Source organism: Paraburkholderia sp. EG286A (genome assembly GCF_040965375.1).
Taxonomy (GTDB): domain Bacteria; phylum Pseudomonadota; class Gammaproteobacteria; order Burkholderiales; family Burkholderiaceae; genus Paraburkholderia.
In genome coordinates this window covers 345,067-362,831 of the sequence record NZ_JBFRCB010000002.1, presented here as the reverse complement: position 1 = coordinate 362,831, position 17,765 = coordinate 345,067, and the positions used below count along the sequence as shown (strand labels likewise).

The window sequence follows — 17,765 nt, the reverse complement described above, 5'->3', positions numbered from 1 at the left end:
ATGAACGCACCCGAACCCAACCGCATGATCGGCGCACCCGTCAAGCGCAAGGAAGACTTCCGCTTCCTCACCGGCGTCGGCCAGTACACCGACGACGTCGTGCTGCCCGCACAGACCTACGCCGTGTTCGTGCGCTCACCGCACGCCCATGCGCGCATCAAAAGCATCGACATTGGCGCCGCGAAGGCAGCGCCCGGCGTCGTGGCCGTCTTCACCGGCGCGGACCTCGCGGCGGAAAACGTGGGCGGCCTGCCGTGCGGCTGGCTCATCCACAGCATCGACGGCACGCCCATGAACGAGCCGCCGCATCCCGTGATCGCTCACGAGAAAGCGCGCCACGTGGGCGACCAGGTCGCGCTCGTGATCGCCGACTCGGTCAAGGCCGCGAAGGATGCCGCCGAACGGGTCGAGGTCGATTACGAAGAGCTGCCCGCCGCCGTCGACACGGCGCACGCCGCCGACGCCGGCCAGCCGCTCGTGCACGACGGCGTGCCGAACAACACCTGCTACACGTGGGGCCACGGCGACAAGGCCGCGACCGACGCCGCCTTCGCGCAGGCCGCGCACGTGACGACGCTCGACATCGTCAACAACCGGCTCATCCCGAACGCCATCGAGCCGCGCGCCGTGAACGCGAGCTACGCGCCGCACGACGACAGCTACACCGTGTACGTGGCGAACCAGAACCCGCACGTCGAGCGCCTGCTGATGGCCGCGTTCGTGCTCGGGCTGCCGGAAACGAAGCTGCGCATCGTCGCGCCCGACGTGGGCGGCGGCTTCGGCTCGAAGATCTTTCTGTATGCCGAAGATGTCGCGCTCACGTGGGCCGCGAAGAAGATCCGCCGGCCGGTGAAGTGGACCGCCGAACGATCGGAGTCCTTCGTTTCCGATGCGCACGGCCGCGACCACGTGACCAAAGCCGAACTCGCGCTCGACAAGGACGGCAAGTTCCTCGCCATGCGCGTGCACACCACGGCAAACATGGGCGCGTATCTCTCGACCTTCGCCTCGAGCGTGCCGACCATCCTCTACGCCACGCTGCTCGCGGGCCAGTACACCACGCCCGCGATCTACGCCGAGGTGAAGGCCGTGTTCACGAACACGGTGCCCGTGGATGCGTACCGCGGCGCGGGGCGCCCGGAAGCGACCTACGTGGTCGAGCGTCTGGTGGAGACGGCCGCGCGCGAGATGAACATCGACCCGGCCGAAATCCGCCGCCGCAACTTCATCACGAGCTTCCCGTACGCCACGCCCGTTGGCCTCACCTACGACACGGGCGACTACGAAGCGTGCCTCGGGCGCGCACTGGAACTCGCCGACGTGAAGGGCTTCGCCGCGCGCCGCGACGCCTCGAAGGCGCGAGGCTTGCTGCGCGGCCTCGGCTACTCGTGCTACATCGAGGCGTGCGGACTCGCGCCGTCGAACATCGCGGGTGCGCTCGGCGCGCGTGCGGGCCTCTTCGAAGCCGGTGAGGTCCGCGTGAACCCGACCGGTTCCGTCACCGTGTTCACGGGCTCGCACAGCCACGGCCAGGGCCACGAGACGACCTTCGCGCAGGTCGTGGCCGATCGCCTGGGCGTGCCGATCGAACAGGTCGAGATCGTGCACGGCGACACGGGCCGCATTCCGTTCGGCATGGGCACCTATGGCTCGCGCTCGATCTCGGTGGGCGGCTCGGCCATCATGAAGGCGCTCGACAAGATCGAGGCGAAGGCGAAGAAGATCGCCGCGCACATGCTCGAAGCGGGCGTGGAGGACATCGAGTTCGCCGACGGCGTGTTCCGCGTGGCGGGCACCGACCGCACGAAGACCTTCGCGGAAATCTCGCTCGCCGCGTACGTGCCGCACAACTATCCGCTGGAAACGCTCGAACCGGGCCTCGACGAAAGCGCGTTCTACGATCCGACCAACTTCACCTATCCGTCGGGCGCGTATCTCTGCGAAGTCGAAGTCGATCCCGAGACGGGCGAGACGCGCATCGAACGCTTCACCGCGGTGGACGACTTCGGCAACGTCATCAACCCGATGATCGTCGAAGGCCAGGTGCATGGCGGCCTAGGCCAGGGGATCGGCCAGGCGATGCTCGAACAGTGCGTGTACGACAACGAGAGCGGCCAGCTGCTCTCGGGCTCGTATATGGACTACGCGATGCCGCACGCGTCGGATGTGCCTTCGTATACGGTCGAAACCGCGAAAGGCACGCCGTGCACGCACAATCCGCTTGGCGTGAAGGGCTGCGGCGAAGCCGGTGCGATCGGCTCGCCACCCGCCGTCATCAACGCGATCCTGGACGCACTCGCGCCGCTAGGCGTGAAAGACCTGCAGATGCCGGCCACGCCGCATCGTGTATGGCAGGCGATCCAGGCCGCGCAGGCCCCTTCACAACCTTGAGCGGAGGCGCTCCATGTACGCATTCGACTATCAGCGCGCAAGCGACGCGCAAGGCGCCGTGAAAGCCCTCGCGGCCGACGCCGACGCCAAATTCCTCGGTGGCGGCCAGAGCCTGCTCGCGGCGATGAAGCTGCGGCTCGCGCAGCCCACCACGCTCGTGGACGTCACGCGCATACCCGAGCTGAAAGCCGTGCAGGTGGACGGCAAGGTGGTGAAGGTGGGCGCGGCCGTGTGCCATGCCGACGTCGCCGAGAACGCGCAGATCCGCAACACGCTGCCGGCGCTCGCGGACCTCGCGGGCATGATCGGCGACCGCCAGGTGCGCGCGCTCGGCACGCTAGGCGGCTCGCTCGCCAACGACGATCCTGCCGCCGACTATCCGGCCGCGGTGCTCGCGCTGAACGCGACGGTGGTGACGGACCGGCGGCGCATCGCAGCGGACGACTTCTTCCTCGGCATGTACGAAACGGCGCTGGAACCCGACGAGCTGATCGTGTCCGTCGAATTCCAGGTGCCCGAACGCGCGGCCTACGAGAAGTTTCGCAATCCGGCCTCGCACTTCGCGCTCGCGGGCGTGTTCGTCGCGAAGTACGGTGGGGAGGTGCGTGTGGCGGTCACGGGCGCCGGGCCTTCGGTGTTTCGCGCGGGCGCGCTGGAAAGCGCACTGAAGACGAACTTCGCGCCCGAAGCCGCACGCGCGGTGAAGATGCCCGCCGACGACCTCAACACCGACCTGCACGCGAGCGCGGCCTATCGCGCGCACCTCATACCGGTGCTCGCGGCGCGTGCAGTGGCGAAAGCCAACGGTTAGGCTGCCCCGAGGGCGAGCGCTTCCAGGTGAACTTGGGAGCGCTCGCCGCCTTTGATTCGCGTTGCCAGAACACCGCATGCAATCCGCCTCGATCGACGACACCCTCGCACAACTCGAAGCGCGCGGCTATTTCGCGAGCCGCGAACTCGCCACGGCGCTCTTTCTTGCGCTGCGCATGGAACGCCCGCTGTTTCTCGAAGGGGAGCCGGGCGTGGGCAAGACCGAACTCGCGAAGGCCGCGGCGGCGATGCTCGGCACGACGGTCTTGCGCCTGCAGTGCTACGAAGGACTCGATACGGCGAGCGCCCTTTACGAGTGGGACTATCCGCGCCAGATCATGGCGCTGCGTCTGGCCGAAGCCGCCGGCGAAAAACCACACAACGACACGCTCTATCGCGACGAATTTCTGCTCAAGCGCCCGCTGCTGCAGGCACTGCAGCCCGACCCGCACAACCCGGGCGCGCGCCGCGTGCTGCTGATCGACGAAATCGACCGCGCCGACGAACCGTTCGAAGCCTTCCTGCTCGAACTGCTTTCGGACTTCCAGGTATCGATTCCCGAATACGGCACCGTGCGCGCGAGCACGCCGCCGCTCGTCGTGATCACATCGAACCGCACGCGCGAAGTGCACGACGCGCTCAAGCGGCGCTGTCTTTATCAATGGCTCGGCTACCCGGACCGCGCGCGCGAACTCGCGATCGTGGCCGCGCGCGCGCCTGAAACCGCCCCGGAGTTGCAGCAGCGCGCCGTGGCGTTCGTGCACCAGTTGCGCACGATGGACCTCTTCAAGGCGCCGGGCATTGCGGAAACGATCGACTGGTGCCGCGCGCTTAGCGCACTTGCCGTGACGGAACTCGATCCGCAGTCGGTGCAGGACACGCTAGGCGTGCTGCTGAAGTACCAGGACGACCTCGCGCAGCTCGACGCGCAACGCATCGCGCAAACGCTCGCGCTCGGGGAGTGAGCACGATGCCCCTCGCCACGTCGCCCGCCGCCATGCCCACGCTCGCGCCCGTGTTTGCGCGCAACGTCGTGCATTTCGTGCGCGTGCTGCGCGGCGCTGGCCTGCCGATGTCGCCTTCGCGCGCCGTCGACGCGATCGAAGCGCTGCGCCACATCGACCTCGGCCGCCGCGACGACGTGCACGCGGCGCTCGCCGCGCTCCTCACGAGCGCGCCCGACGAGCGCGAGATCTTCGACGCCGCGTTCGCGCTCTTCTGGCGCGATCCGGATTTCGAAGGCAAGCTGCGCGCGCTGCTGCTGCCGAAGGTGCAAGGCGGCGTGCCGCCGCCGCGCCGCAACAACCGCCTTGCCGACGCGCTCGCGGCGCGTCCTGCCCATCGCCCCGGCGCGAAGCCGCCGCCCTCGCACGAAGAGCACGAGTTGCGCGCACACGCCACGTTCAGCGCCGAGGAACGCCTGCGCCAGCGCGACTTCGACACGCTCACCGCCGACGAATGGCGCACGCTGCGCCACCTGATCCGCGCGCGCCGCCTGCCGCTCGCCACCGTTCGCACGCGACGCCTGAAGGCAGCGTCGCGCGGCACCCACGCGGATCTGCGCGCGAGCGCGCGCCACGCGGTGCGCGCGGGCGGCGACTGGACCGTGTGGAAATATCGCGCGCCCGTGGAACGCAAGCTGCCGCTCGTGCTGCTGCTCGACATCTCCGGCTCGATGAGCAGCTACTCGCGCGCGGTGCTCTACTTCTGCCACGCGTTGCTGCAATCGCGCGAGCGCCTGCAGGTGTTCCTGTTCGGCACGCGCCTGACGCACGCCACGCGCGCACTGCGCGAACGCGACCCCGACGTCGCGCTCGCGCAGCTCGCCACCCAGGTCGCGGACTGGTCCGGCGGCACGCGCATCGGCGCCACGCTCGCGGAATTCAACCGCCGCTGGGCGCGCCGCATGCTCGGGGGGCGCGCGACGGTGCTGATCGTCACCGACGGGCTCGATCACGATGAATGCGGCCGGCTCAGCGAGGAGATGGCGCGCCTGCACCGCTTCGCGCATCGCGTGATCTGGCTCAATCCGCTCTTGCGTTACCGCGATTTCGCGCCGAAAGCGCGCGGCGTGCAGGCGATGCTGCCCCACGTCGACGCCCACTACCCCGTCCACAATCTCGACAGCCTCGAAGCGTTCGCGCGCAGCCTGTGCGAAGCCGCGCCGATCCGGTCTGCGCCTCATGCGGCAACGCCTCTGGCGACTCGTCTGCCGAAACCGGCACGCGCGTTGCACACCCTGCAGGCGCGCCCGGCACAAGGAGAAACACGATGGAGCTGACTGAAAGCCACACGCTGCCGGTGCCGCAACAGCGCGCCTGGGAAGCGCTCAACGACACGGCGATCCTCAAGGCGTGCATACCGGGCTGCGAAAGCATCGAGGCCGACGGCGAGAACGCCTACGCCGTCGCGCTGACCGCCGCGGTGGGCCCGGTGAAGGCGCGCTTCAAGGGCCGCATGCAACTCGCCGATATCGACGCCCCCAACAGCTACACGATCGTCTTCGAGGGCCAGGGCGGCGCAGCGGGCTTCGGCAAGGGCGACGCGCACGTGAAGCTCGAAGCCGCGGGCGACGAATCGACCACGCTCACTTACACCGCGAACGCCCAGGTAGGCGGCAAGCTCGCGCAGATCGGCTCGCGGCTCGTCGACGGCGCGGCGCGCAAGATCGCCGGCGAGTTTTTCAAGCGTTTCGGGGAACAGCTGGGCGGCGGCGCGCAGGAAAATACCGACGAGGCGGCGGAACCGGCCGCGAGCGACGCAGAAGGCCAGCCACAAGGCGAAGGCGCAGAGGAAACTCCGAAGAGGAAACGATCATGGACAGCGTGGATCTCGAAGTCCTGAAATCCAGCGTGCGCTGGCTCGACGCAGGGCACCGTGCGCTGCTGGTGACAGTGGTGAAAACGTGGGGCTCGTCGCCGCGTCCCGAGGGCGCGATGCTCGTGGTGCGCGGCGACGGCCTCGTGGTCGGCTCCGTGTCGGGCGGCTGCATCGAGGACGATCTGATCGACCGCGTGCACCGCGAAGGCGTGACGATCGTGAAGCCCGAAGCCGTCAAGTACGGCATCACGGCGGAAGAGGCGCATCGTTTCGGACTGCCATGCGGCGGCACGATCCAGCTCGTGCTCGAACCGCTCTCCGAGGCCTCGGGCATTCGCGAACTGCTCGAAACCGTCGAGCGTGGCGAACTCGTTGCGCGCACACTCGACATGGCGACCGGCCGCGCCACGCTCGGCCCCGCGAAAGCGACCGATGGCGTGGACTTCGACGACGTGCGCCTGCTCACGATACACGGGCCGCGCTACCGCATGCTGGTGATCGGCGCGGGGCAGCTCTCGCGCTATCTCTGCCAGATCGCCGTGGGGCTCGACTACCAGGTGACCGTGTGCGACCCGCGCGAGGAATACACCGACACCTGGGACGTGCCCGGCACGGCGCTCGTGCGCACCATGCCCGACGACACGGTGCTCGACATGAAGCTCGACGAACGCTGCGCCGTGATCGCGCTCACGCACGACCCCAAGCTCGACGACCTCGCGCTGATGGAGGCGCTCAAGACGCCGGCGTTCTACGTGGGCGCGCTGGGCTCGCGGCGCAACAACGCGGCGCGGCGCGAGCGGCTCAAGGAGTTCGACCTGAGCGAGGCGGAACTCGCGCGGCTGCATGGGCCGGTGGGCATTTACATCGGCAGCCGCACGCCGCCGGAAATCGCGGTGTCGATCCTCGCCGAGGTCACGGCGGCGAAGAACGGCGTCTCGCTGCCGACCATTCTCCAGGTCGAAGGCGCAAAGGCCGCGCGCGAACAGGCCGCGGGCGCGGGTTCGACGTGCGATGTGTGAGGCCGCTGCGCGGCCGCCTTCACGCGTGAGGCGAGCGCCCGTCGCGATTGGCCTCCCGCTCTTTCCGCCGTTCCCGTCTTAGCATCGACGCGCGCAGCGACCTGAGCATGCGCGTCCATCCCGAAGGCCGCGGGTCCGCCAGCATGCTCAACGCGCGCGCGTAGTCGAGCGTGAGTCCCGGCGTCCAGGCCATCGTCTGGCCGCGTTTGCGCACCTGCGCCGCCACCCATAGCTCCGGCGTCGTGACCATGCGCGCGAACGCGAGCCATCCATGACCCCACACACGCGGCGTCGCGCCTTCGAGCGCCGCCTCCAGCGCGTGCGAAACGGTGCTCGAGCAGTTGCGGTGCGTGAGGTTATAGGTCGTGTCTTCGCGATAGCGCTGCCAGAAACTCGCCAACCGAAGCGGATCGTAGTTGCGAATGCGCACCTGGCGCGTGGACGGGCACCACGCCTTCGACTCCGTCACGTAGTCGGGCTGGAACAGACCCGGCACGTCGTTCTCGCGCGTCGCGCGCAGCGTGCGCGTGAATTCATCGGGAGAACGATCGATTTCCACGGCGGGATAGAGGCTGATATAGACACGCTCGGGCGATTCGAGCGCAGCGTGACCCGTGGAAATCACGCCATCGCGATCGACGGCGGCAATATAGCGGTCGATGAGCGGCTGACGCCGCGCCTCGGCCCTCGAACTGCCCACCGGCGTCCACACGTGCACGGTGAGCGCGCGCTCGTACGGTGCGGGCGGCCCGTCGAACACGGTCTGCGCGAGCCGGGGTGACCGGCCCTTGGCCGCGTTCGCCGCCCCCACCGCGCTCGCCACGAGCGCCGCCGCGCCGCCCTGCGACGCCGCCGGATTCACGGCGAGCCGGCGCGCGCGCAAGGCGAGCAGCAGCAGGTTCCACCCCGCGAACATCAGGATGAGCCCGAGGCAGTAGGGCACCGTGCCCTTGTAGTGCGTGGGATAAGGCTGATAGAGAAAGATGGCGATGGCGATCTGCAGCGCGCCGCCCGCCACCGCGAGACGCCACGTGCGATAGCGCACGACCCAGGCCGAGGCGATCTGCAGCAGGCCGTCGGCGAGAAAGAGCGTGGCGAACACCATCGAAAGAATGAACGACGCGTGCCGGTAGCCCGACAGCACGAGCGCCGCCGTGATACAGAAGCCAAAGCCCTTCACATAGCGCAGCGTGCGCTGGCCGCCCATGCCGGTCCATGCCACCGCGAGCGTGGCCAGTCCCTCGATCAGCAGCAGCCACGCGAACGGCGCGATCGGAAAGAACAGCACGCCGTCCAGTGCGTCGACGAAGAGCGCCGCGCCCACGAGCGCGCTCACCACGCCCGCCGCCATCACGCCGCGCCAGCGCTCGCGCAGATACTCGACGCCCAGCAGGATCATCATGAGCCGCACCATCGCCCGTCTCCGGCAGCCGCTTATGAAAACGCATCGTACTGCGGTGCGGCGAGGGATCGCCCCGAACGTGTGCGGCCGAGGTGACGGCGTGCCCCCCAAAAAAACTGCGGGCCGCGACTTTCGTCGGCGGCCCGCAGTACGGGTTTCTGGCGGGCGGCTCGCGCCGCCTCGCTTCACTCGAGCGTCACGGCATCAGCCGAACAGCTTCATCGCCTGCGTGAGCGTGTTGGTCACGCCCCACACGAGCGGCACCAGCACGTAGAGCCAGAAGATCGCCATCAGCGCCTTGTTCGACGATTGCGGGGCGGCTTGGGTAGACATTGCGCGTTCCTCCTTATTTACCGGCGGCGAGTTGCGTCTCGCTCATGTGGTGCTTCGCGTCCACGCGGCGCACGAGCAGATTGCAGATGAAGCCGATCACGAGCAGCGACGCCATGATGTGCACGGTCATCGTGTAGGCGTCGGCCTTCGCCACGCCGTGCGCGACCTGGTACGCGCGCACGTAGTTCACGAGCACCGGGCCCGCCACGCCTGCCGCGGCCCATGCGGTGAGCAGACGGCCGTGAATGCCGCCGACGAACGCCGTGCCGAACATGTCCGCGAGATAGGCGGGCACGGTCGAGAAGCCGCCGCCGTACATCGACAGGATCAGGCAGAACGCGAGCACGAAGAACACGATGTTGCCGCTCTGCGCGAACTGCGGCACCGCGTAATAGAGCACCGCGCCGAACACGAAGAAGATGAAGTAGGTGTTCTTGCGGCCCACCCAGTCGGAAGCCGAAGCCCACACGAAGCGCCCGCCCATGTTGAAGAGCGAGAGCAGGCCGACGAAGCCCGCCGCCGCGCCGGCGCTCACGGTGTCCTTGAAGCTTTCCTGGATCATGACCGAGGCCTGGCCCAGAATGCCGATGCCGGCCGTCACGTTGAGGAACAGCACGAGCCAGATCAGATAGAACTGCGGCGTCTTGAGCGCCTGGTCGATATGCACGTGCTGGTTCGACACGAGCTTCTTCGCCACGACGGGCGGCGTCCAGCCAGCCGGCTTCCAGTCCGGCGCGGGCACGCGGATGGTGATGGCGCCGATCGTCATCGAGATGAAGTAGGCCACGCCGAGCACCACGAAGGTCTGGGCGACGCCCACGCTCGTGTCGCTCGCGAAATGCTTCATCAGCATGACGGAGAGCGGGGCGGCGATCATCGCGCCGCCGCCAAAGCCCATGATCGCGAGGCCCGTTGCCATGCCGCGGCGGTCGGGGAACCAGCGGATCAGCGTCGAAACCGGCGAGACGTAGCCGAGCCCGAGGCCGATGCCGCCGATCACGCCGTAGCCGAGATAGAGCAGCGCGATCTGGTGGAGATACACGCCGAGCGCGGAAACGAGGAAACCGCCGCCAAAGCAGCACGCCGCGGTAAACATCGTGCGGCGCGGGCCGACACGTTCGAGCCACTTGCCGCCGAACGCGGCGGAAAGGCCGAGAAACACGATGGCCAGCGAGAAAATCCAGCCAAGCGTGGTGAGCGACCAGTCATCGGGCGCGGACTGCGTAATGCCGATCACCTTCGTGAGCGGCGCGTTGAACACGGAAAACGCGTAGGCCTGGCCGATGCACAGGTGCACGGCCAGCGCGGCGGGCGGCACCATCCAGCGCGAAAAGCCCGGCGGGGCGACGGTCGCCTCTTTGGAAAAGAAAGGTGCGCTTTGCGCACCGCGCGTCGAATCTGCAACGCTGCTCATGGGATCTCCCGAATCGACCAGAGGTTGAGAGCGCGGGGTAAACGCTCGCTCTGGTCCCATCCAAAATGGCTGTTGGTAGGCGTGGTCTTTCGTGCTCTTTATATGCGCAAACGCATAGAACACTTAATTGCCGCTTGACGGCTGCACGAACCTTAGTCCCCAACCGCCTCCTTGGCAATATGAGGTAAACATACATATGCCATACAACGGCCCGCGCGCCGCCGCGCTGCCTCGATTGTTGCGTGCGCAGCAAACCGGCGGGGACGCCCAATGACGCCGCGCAGGGCGCCGCAGGCGGGCATGTCGTTGCGCGGCCCAGCATTTAGACTCAACACTCGATTCAGGGCCCCCTGCGGGCGGTGTGCGGGCCATCCGCTTGACAAGCGGGTTGCATGACTTTTAAGTGGCAGAAGTAGCGCTCATCCGCGACCCGCCACCTGCCGAGCCCCCCCATGCGCCTCGCTCTCGCTCTTTGCCTAGCCGTGCTCGGCCCCGCCACGGGAACCTTCGCCGCCGACCTGCGCCCGGGCGTGGCGCAGCTCACTCCGGTGCCGCTCGAAGCGGGCGCGCTGAATCCGGCAGGCAGCGCCGCACAGGCGCCCTACACCAACGAAGCGGAAACGCAGACCTTCACCGTCAACGCGGACGGCTCGTACACCAAGCTCGACTCGCTCACGCTACGCGTGAACACCGAGGCCGGCATTGCGCGCGCGGGCCAGTATTACGTGTGGTTCAACCGCGAGATGGCCCACGTGGAGGTGCTCGAAGCGTGGACCGAGGACGCCCAGGGCGGGCGTCACGACGTGCGCCCCGAGCAGATCCGCGACGTGCAGGAAGTGCGTTCGTTCGACGCCCCGATGTTTCAGGACGTGCAGGACAAGGTGATCGTATTCCCGGCCGTGGAGCCGGGCGCGCGCGTGCATCTCACGTGGCGCAAGATCCAGCGCGTGCCGCTCGTGCCCGGCTGGTTCAGCGACTTCACGCCACCCGACCTCGCGCCCACGCACCACTTCCGCGTGATCTACGACCTGCCCTCGAAAGTGCCGCTCTACGCCGACGCGCGCGGCTTCACCGTGCTGCCGCCCGCCACGGTGAACGGCCGCACGCGCTACGAGTACCGCTACGACAAGTCGAACTTCGAGCGCCTCGAATATGGCTCGGTCGCCTACGTGAGCTACGGCGACCGGCTGATGGTGTCCACCTTCCCCGACTACGCCGCCTTCGCGAAGGTCTATCGCGACGCGGCGGTGGACCCCACCGCGCGCGACCCGGCCATCGCGCGGCTTGCGCAGACGCTCACGGCGCACGACGACACCGCGCGCGCCAAGGCGCAAACGCTGTATGACTGGGTGCGCCGCAACATCCGCTACGTGGCGATGAATATCGGCCGCGGCGAGATCGTGCCGCACCGGGCAACCGACGTGCTCGCGAACCGCTACGGCGACTGCAAGGACCACGTCGCGCTCTACGGCGCGCTGCTCGGCGCCGTGGGCATCCGCAGCACGCCCGCGCTCGTGAACAGCGGCACCGTCTACACGCTGCCGGGCGTGCCGGGCTTCGGCGTGATCAATCACGTCATCACCTGGCTGCCCGATCTGCAGATGTTCGCGGATTCGACGGCGAGCAACATCGAGTTCGGCTACTTGCCGTCGACGGACATGGACCGCGAGGCCGTGCTCGCCGGCGACGGCACGCGGGTCCGCACGCCCCCCACGGCCACGACCACGCGCGAGAGCGATCTCGACATCACGGTCGCGCCCGACGGCTCGGCGCGCTTCATCTACCGCTTGCAGTCAGAGGGCTGGTCCGCCGAACAGACGCGCAGCGTGCTGCGCCTGCAAACGCCCGCGCAGCGCGAAGAGTCGCTGCAATGGGAGCTGCGCAACGCCAACCTGCGCGGCAACGCCACGCTCGCCTCCAGCCCGCTCGACGCCACCGCGGGTCCGCTCGTGCTCACGCTCACGGGCACCTTCGACGGCTTCGTCGACCCGGAAATGACCACGCCCGTGCCCACGCTCACGAGCTTCGTGGGCGGGCTCGACGCGAATCTGCGCTACTGGCTCGGCGAATCGCGGCGCACGCAGCCCTTCATGTGCCGCAACGTGGTGGTGACCGAGCGCACGCGCATCGTGTTGCCGCCGGGCATGCACGTACTCGACGTGCCCATGCCGCAGCACGCCGACAACCGTTTCATCGATTTCAGTTCGCAGTACGCGCTCGACCCGCAGGCGAACGTGCTGCGCGTCACGCGTATGGGGCAAACGCATTTCGCGAGCGACGTCTGCAGCGCCGACGATTTCGCGCAGATGCGCCCCGCGTTCGAGACGATGGCGCGCGACCTGCGCGCGCAGTTGATCGTCAAGCCGTCGGCTCAGGGCGCCGCGCCGGATAGTCCGGCGAGCGCGCAGTGAGCCGGCGCACGACGCTCAGACGGGCCAGAGCGGCCCTTCCTGCATCGCGCCGATCTGCTCGCGCAGTTCGAGAATGCGCTCTTCCCAGTAGCGCTGCGTGTTGAACCACGGGAAGGCGGCCGGAAACGCGGGATCGTGCCAGCGGCGCGCAAGCCAGGCCGAGTAGTGGATGAGGCGCAGCGTGCGCAGCGCTTCGACGAGATGCAGCTCGCGTGGCTCGAATTCGCAGAAGTCCTCGTAACCGGCGAGCAAATCCGCCATCGCACGCGAAGCGCCCGCGCGATCGCCGGGCAAAAGCAGCCACAAATCCTGGATAGCGGGACCCATGCGGCTGTCGTCGAAGTCCACGAAATGCGGGCCGGCGTCGGTCCAGAGCACGTTGCTCGGATGGCAATCGCCGTGCAGGCGCAACGACCGCACGTCGCCCGCGCGCTCGAAGGCCGCCTCCACGCCTTCGAGCGCGAGCGTCACCGCGGCCTGCCACGCTTCGCGCACGTCCTCTGGCACGAAGCCGTGTTCGAGCAGATACGTGCGTGGCTCGTAGCCGTAGGACTGAATGTCGAGCGTGGGGCGCGCCTCATACGGCCGGGTCGCGCCCACGGCGTGAATGCGGCCGATGAAGCGGCCGAGCCATTCGAGCGTGTCGCTGCGGTCGAGATCAGGCGCGCGGCCGCCGCGCCGCTCGAACAGCGAGAAGCGAAACCCCTCGAAGTCGTGCAGCGTGCGCCCTTCGAAGGCGAGCGCAGGCACGGCCGGAATCTCGCGCGCGGCGAGTTCGGCGACGAAAGCGTGCTCTTCGAGGATCGCCTCGTTGCTCCAGCGCCCGGGGCGATAGAACTTGGCGACGAGCGGCGGCCCGTCTTCCACGCCCACCTGGTACACGCGGTTCTCGTAGCTGTTGAGCGCGAGCATGCGGCCGTCCGTGCGGCGCTCGGCCGGGATCAGCACGCCGTCGACGGCGTCGAGCACGCATTCGGGTGTGAGGCGCGCGTAGGGCGCGGCCTGGTCGCCGGGATGGCCGGGGTGGCTGGACTCGCCGGGACCGGAAGGCCCGCCCGGGACGGGAGAAGGATCGTAATTCATACCCGCAATTGTGCCTCTTGCGGGCGGTGCCGGCGAGCGCGCGGTGCACGCGCCAGACACGATCAACACAAACGCGGCGCACAACCCTGCGACGGGACGCGGCGCGCCTCGTCAACGTGTCACGGGGCCCAGACTCAGTGGATCTGCGCGCCGGCGGGCATGACGTGCTCGCCCGTATCGATCAGATCTTCGAGAAAAAAGGGCTCGGTATTGAGCTGCGCCGACGAGCCAGGCTCCCCGGCATACCACGTCACCATCGCCATGTCGCCGAGAATGCGCATCACGATGCCGCGCGCGCCCTGTGGCACCGCGATATGAACGGAACGGACGATAGAACCGATTTGCATGATGTTTCCCCGTTACCTCGCTACCTTCGCCGGCTCCCTCGAAGGAAGGCCGGTCGGCATGCTGACAAAAAAACCGATGCGCACGACCTGTTGCGCGCGCATCCAAACCCGCCTCGGGCGACCCGCTCGCGCCGCGCGCTTAAGCACGGCCGGACCCTTGGCATCCCCATTGTTGCCTGTTTGAGCGCGTGAGCAAAGCGAAAAAATAGGGGGGTGTATCAACGGCGGCGTGCTCACGGCACCCTGTGCCACCCAAAGCCCCGCCCCGCTTCGCTCACGCATCTTACGAAAACCTGACTGTAATAGATGGTAAACCCCATTCCTCGCGACCTTGCTAGGGCAGTCCCTGAAAAAGTACGCTGATGCATGCTGACTGGCGCTATAGTCCTGTGCCAACCGTGCACCACAAAGGCCCGGCGCAGCACAGGCAAAGACCTCACGCGCGCCACAACAGCCGGCCACGATACCGATAACCTGAACGCTCGCCACCGCGGCCAGACCAGCTGCGCGAGCCAGACTCCGCCACCAGCGAAGGAACCCGCCGTTCCATGTGGATCGTTCGACTCGCGCTCAAGCGCCCGTACACGTTCGTCGTGCTCGCGTTGCTGCTTTTGATTGTCGGGCCGCTGACGATCCTGCGCACGCCCACGGATATCTTCCCGAACATCGACATTCCGGTGCTCTCGGTGATCTGGACCTACACGGGTCTGCCCGCCGACGAGATGGAAAAGCGCATCGTGCTCAACTACGAGCGCGGCCTTTCCGTGGCGGTGAACGATATCGAGCACACCGAATCGACGTCGCTGAACGGCATCGCGGTCGTGAAGATCTTCTTCCAGCCGCATGCCAATATCCAGGAAGCGCTCGCCGAAGTCACGGCGCTGTCACAGGCGCAGCTGCGCTCGCTGCCGCCCGGCATCCAGCCGCCGTTCATCCTGCGCTACAACGCCTCGACGGTGCCGATCCTGCGCCTGTCGCTTTCTTCGCCGCAGCTGACCGAGCAGGAGCTGTTCGACTACGGCAACAACTTTCTGAAGACGCAGCTCGCGACTGTGCCGGGCGCCTCCGCGCCGCTGCCCTATGGCGGCAAGCAGCGGCAGATCATGGTCGACATCAACCAGCGCGCACTGCAGCAGCACAATCTCTCGCCCATGGACGTGGTGAATGCGATCAGCGCGCAGAACCTCATCCTGCCCTCGGGCACGGCAAAAATCGGCGCGACCGAATATTCGGTGACGATGAATGCAAGCCCCGACAGCTTAGCGGGCCTGAACGACATTCCCGTGAAAACCACGGCGAGCGGCACGATCTACATCCGCGACGTGGCGCACGTGCGCGACGGCTACGTGCCGCAAACCAATATCGTGCGCGTGGACGGCCAGCGCGCGTCGCTTCTCACCATCAACAAGAGCGGCAACACGTCGACGCTCGAGATCGTGGACCGCATCAAGGAGATGATGCCGACGCTGCGCAATCTCGTGCCGCCGTCGCTCAATATCGATCCGGTCGCCGACCAGTCGCTGTTCGTGCGCGCCTCCGTGCAGGGCGTGCTGCGCGAAGCGCTCATCGCCGCGGCGCTCACGGCGCTCATGATCCTGCTGTTCCTCGGCAACTGGCGCGCCACGCTCATCATCGCGATCTCGATTCCGCTGTCGATGATCACCTCGGTCATCGTGCTCGCGGCGCTCGGCGAGACCATCAACATCATGACGCTGGGCGGGCTCGCGCTCGCGGTCGGCATTCTGGTTGACGACGCAACGGTCGCGATCGAGAACATCAGCCAGCAACTGGAGCAAGGCAAGACGCTGGAGCAGGCGATTCTCGACGGCGCGCACCAGATCGCGATTCCCACGCTCGTCTCCACGCTCTCCATCTGCATCGTGTTCGTGCCGATGTTCCTGCTCACGGGTGTGGCGCACTATCTCTTCATTCCGCTCGCGGAAGCCGTGGTGTTCGCGATGCTGGCGTCGTACTTCTTCTCGCGTACGCTCGTACCCACGCTCGCGAAGTACCTGATGCGCCATCATCACAAGCCCGCCGACCTGCATCACCTGCATGGCACGACGCGCAATCCGTTCATGCGCGTGCACCTCGCGTTCGAGCGCGGCTTCGAGGGGCTGCGCGAGCGCTATCGCGGGTTTCTCATGGCGCGGGTGAAGCATCCCGTGTGGTTCGTGGTGGCGTTTCTCGCCTGCTGTGGCGCGTCGCTGCTGCTCATGCCGTTCCTCGGACGCGACTTCTTTCCACAGGTCGATGCGGGCACCATCGCGCTGCACGTGCGCGCGAAAACCGGCATGCGCGTCGAGGAAACCGCCGTGCTCGTCGACCGTATCGACAAGCGTGTGCGCACGCTGATTCCGCCGGGCGAGCTGCATTCGATCATCGACAACATCGGCCTGCCGGTCTCGGGCATCAACCTCTCGTACAGCAACACTGGCACCATCGGCACGTCCGACGCCGACGTGCTGATCTCGCTGAACGAGGACCATCACGCGACCGCCGGTTACGTGCGCCTCCTGCGGCGCACGCTCAACGACGAGTTCCCGGGCGTGCAGTTCGCCTTCCTGCCCGCCGATATCGTGAGCCAGACGCTGAACTTCGGCATGCCCTCGCCCATCGACGTGCAGATCGTGGGCCGCGACGTGGCCGGCAACCGCGCGTTCGCGGCGAAGCTGCTCGCGCGGCTGCGCGGCGTGCCCGGTTTCGCCGACGCGCGCATCCAGCAGCCCGCGGACCTGCCGCGCATCTTCATCGACGTGGACCGCACGCGCGCGCAGCAGGCGGGCTTCACGCAGAAGGACGTGGCGAGCGACCTGCTCATCACGCTCTCGGGCAGCCAGCAGACCACGCCCACGTTCTGGCTCAATCCGATCAACGGCGTGAGCTACAACGTCGTGACCGAAGCCCCGCAATACACGATCGATTCGCTGCAGTCGCTCGCCAACATTCCGCTCACCGCGAACGGGCGCAGCAACATACTCGGCTCGCTCGCGAGCATGCAGCGCATCTCGGGCAACGCCGTGGTCACGCACTACAACGCGCAGACCACCATCGACATTTACGGCACCGCCGACGGGCGCGACCTGGGCGCCGTTTCCGACGACATCGCGAAGATCATCGATGAGACGCGCAGCGAACTGCCGAAGACGTCGAGCATCAAGCTGCGCGGCCAGGTCCAGACGATGAACGATTCGTTCTCCGGACTGTTCGGCGGGCTCGTCTTCGCGATCGTGCTCGTGTATCTGCTGATCGTCGTGAACTTCCAGTCGTGGCTCGATCCGTTCATCATCATCACGGCGCTGCCGGGCGCGCTCGCGGGCATTGTCTGGATGCTGTTCCTCACACATACCACGCTGTCCATTCCCGCGCTCACGGGCGCGATCATGTGTATCGGCATCGCCACGGCGAACTCCATTCTCGTCATCAGCTTTGCGCGCGAGCAGTTGCGCCTGCACGGCGACGCGGCGCGCGCCGCGATCGAAGCGGGCTACACGCGCTTTCGCCCGGTGCTCATGACCGCGCTCGCCATGGTGATCGGCATGGTGCCGATGGCCATCGGCCTCGGCGAAGGCGGCGAGCAGAACGCACCGCTCGGGCGCGCCGTGATCGGCGGCCTCGCGGTGGGCACGCTCGCCACGCTGATCTTCGTCCCCGTGGTGTTCTCGCTCATCTACCGCAAGCTCGGCGAGCGCCGCCAGCGCGCCAGTGAAAACGTGGTGCCCAAATCATGAAACC

At 67.3% G+C, this 17,765-nt stretch carries 13 protein-coding genes; 8 read left to right on the top strand and 5 right to left on the bottom strand.

All coding sequences use genetic code 11. The annotated features are described in order from the left end of the window. The 6 genes from AB4Y35_RS08345 to AB4Y35_RS08320 all read left to right on the top strand — a co-directional run bounded on the left by AB4Y35_RS08345 (position 1) and on the right by AB4Y35_RS08320 (position 7,040). Positions 1-2,391: a xanthine dehydrogenase family protein molybdopterin-binding subunit gene (locus AB4Y35_RS08345; RefSeq protein ID WP_368704066.1), complete on the top strand. Its 2,391-nt coding sequence runs from the start codon at positions 1-3 to the stop codon at positions 2,389-2,391. Between the two features lie 13 nt (positions 2,392-2,404). After that, positions 2,405-3,202: a xanthine dehydrogenase family protein subunit M gene (locus AB4Y35_RS08340; RefSeq protein WP_368704065.1), complete on the top strand. Its 798-nt coding sequence runs from the start codon at positions 2,405-2,407 to the stop codon at positions 3,200-3,202. A gap of 76 nt (positions 3,203-3,278) precedes the next feature. Then, positions 3,279-4,166: an AAA family ATPase gene (locus AB4Y35_RS08335; RefSeq protein WP_368704064.1), complete on the top strand. Its 888-nt coding sequence runs from the start codon at positions 3,279-3,281 to the stop codon at positions 4,164-4,166. A 5-nt stretch (positions 4,167-4,171) separates the two neighbouring features. After that, the gene (locus AB4Y35_RS08330; protein ID WP_368704063.1) at positions 4,172-5,482 is read left to right on the top strand and encodes a VWA domain-containing protein; all 1,311 of its coding nucleotides are present in this window, start codon (positions 4,172-4,174) and stop codon (positions 5,480-5,482) included. Next, the gene (locus AB4Y35_RS08325) at positions 5,473-6,045 is read left to right on the top strand and encodes a CoxG family protein (RefSeq protein ID WP_368704062.1); all 573 of its coding nucleotides are present in this window, start codon (positions 5,473-5,475) and stop codon (positions 6,043-6,045) included. The genes AB4Y35_RS08330 and AB4Y35_RS08325 overlap by 10 nt, the downstream gene beginning before the upstream one ends. Next, positions 6,018-7,040, top strand: coding sequence for an XdhC family protein (locus AB4Y35_RS08320; RefSeq protein ID WP_368704061.1), 1,023 nt, complete (start codon positions 6,018-6,020; stop codon positions 7,038-7,040). Before AB4Y35_RS08325 ends, AB4Y35_RS08320 begins: the two co-directional genes overlap by 28 nt. Positions 7,041-7,059: 19 nt before the next feature. On the opposite strand, the gene AB4Y35_RS08315 is transcribed toward AB4Y35_RS08320, so the two are convergent. The 3 genes from AB4Y35_RS08315 to AB4Y35_RS08305 all read right to left on the bottom strand — a co-directional run bounded on the left by AB4Y35_RS08315 (position 7,060) and on the right by AB4Y35_RS08305 (position 10,189). Beyond that, positions 7,060-8,454, bottom strand: a complete 1,395-nt coding sequence (locus AB4Y35_RS08315; protein ID WP_368704060.1) for an HdeD family acid-resistance protein — start codon at positions 8,452-8,454, stop codon at positions 7,060-7,062. Positions 8,455-8,646: 192 nt separating this feature from the next. Continuing rightward, positions 8,647-8,775 carry an oxalate:formate antiporter gene (locus AB4Y35_RS08310; protein ID WP_324162980.1) on the bottom strand — a complete coding sequence of 43 codons (129 nt, stop codon included), beginning with the start codon at positions 8,773-8,775 and terminating at the stop codon, positions 8,647-8,649. A gap of 13 nt (positions 8,776-8,788) precedes the next feature. Next, a complete protein-coding gene (locus AB4Y35_RS08305; protein WP_042265491.1) occupies positions 8,789-10,189 on the bottom strand; it encodes an OFA family MFS transporter in 1,401 nt (466 codons plus the stop codon). 452 nt (positions 10,190-10,641) lie between these two features. Here AB4Y35_RS08305 and AB4Y35_RS08300 point away from each other — a divergent pair, with 452 nt between their 5' ends. Beyond that, positions 10,642-12,600, top strand: coding sequence for a DUF3857 domain-containing transglutaminase family protein (locus tag AB4Y35_RS08300; RefSeq protein WP_368704059.1), 1,959 nt, complete (start codon positions 10,642-10,644; stop codon positions 12,598-12,600). 15 nt (positions 12,601-12,615) lie between these two features. Here the strand turns inward: AB4Y35_RS08300 and AB4Y35_RS08295 are convergent, their stop codons facing one another. After that, a complete protein-coding gene (locus AB4Y35_RS08295; protein WP_368704058.1) occupies positions 12,616-13,683 on the bottom strand; it encodes a serine/threonine protein kinase in 1,068 nt (355 codons plus the stop codon). A 134-nt stretch (positions 13,684-13,817) separates the two neighbouring features. Further along, entirely contained in the window at positions 13,818-14,030 is a 213-nt protein-coding gene (locus tag AB4Y35_RS08290; RefSeq protein ID WP_028211876.1) for a hypothetical protein, read from the bottom strand. A gap of 548 nt (positions 14,031-14,578) precedes the next feature. Here AB4Y35_RS08290 and AB4Y35_RS08285 point away from each other — a divergent pair. After that, positions 14,579-17,761, top strand: coding sequence for an efflux RND transporter permease subunit (locus AB4Y35_RS08285; protein WP_368704057.1), 3,183 nt, complete (start codon positions 14,579-14,581; stop codon positions 17,759-17,761). Positions 17,762-17,765 lie beyond the last annotated feature (4 nt).

Bases quoted from the DNA above. Each gene is read 5' to 3' on its own strand.
- AB4Y35_RS08345 (WP_368704066.1), top strand. From the start codon at position 1: ATGAACGCACCCGAACCCAACCGCATGATCGGCGCACCCGTCAAGCGC.
- AB4Y35_RS08340 (WP_368704065.1), top strand. From the start codon at position 2,405: ATGTACGCATTCGACTATCAGCGCGCAAGCGACGCGCAAGGCGCCGTG.
- AB4Y35_RS08335 (WP_368704064.1), top strand. From the start codon at position 3,279: ATGCAATCCGCCTCGATCGACGACACCCTCGCACAACTCGAAGCGCGC.
- AB4Y35_RS08330 (WP_368704063.1), top strand. From the start codon at position 4,172: ATGCCCCTCGCCACGTCGCCCGCCGCCATGCCCACGCTCGCGCCCGTG.
- AB4Y35_RS08325 (WP_368704062.1), top strand. From the start codon at position 5,473: ATGGAGCTGACTGAAAGCCACACGCTGCCGGTGCCGCAACAGCGCGCC.
- AB4Y35_RS08320 (WP_368704061.1), top strand. From the start codon at position 6,018: ATGGACAGCGTGGATCTCGAAGTCCTGAAATCCAGCGTGCGCTGGCTC.
- AB4Y35_RS08315 (WP_368704060.1), bottom strand. From the start codon at position 8,454: ATGGTGCGGCTCATGATGATCCTGCTGGGCGTCGAGTATCTGCGCGAG.
- AB4Y35_RS08310 (WP_324162980.1), bottom strand. From the start codon at position 8,775: ATGTCTACCCAAGCCGCCCCGCAATCGTCGAACAAGGCGCTGATGGCG.
- AB4Y35_RS08305 (WP_042265491.1), bottom strand. From the start codon at position 10,189: ATGAGCAGCGTTGCAGATTCGACGCGCGGTGCGCAAAGCGCACCTTTC.
- AB4Y35_RS08300 (WP_368704059.1), top strand. From the start codon at position 10,642: ATGCGCCTCGCTCTCGCTCTTTGCCTAGCCGTGCTCGGCCCCGCCACG.
- AB4Y35_RS08295 (WP_368704058.1), bottom strand. From the start codon at position 13,683: ATGAATTACGATCCTTCTCCCGTCCCGGGCGGGCCTTCCGGTCCCGGC.
- AB4Y35_RS08290 (WP_028211876.1), bottom strand. From the start codon at position 14,030: ATGCAAATCGGTTCTATCGTCCGTTCCGTTCATATCGCGGTGCCACAG.
- AB4Y35_RS08285 (WP_368704057.1), top strand. From the start codon at position 14,579: ATGTGGATCGTTCGACTCGCGCTCAAGCGCCCGTACACGTTCGTCGTG.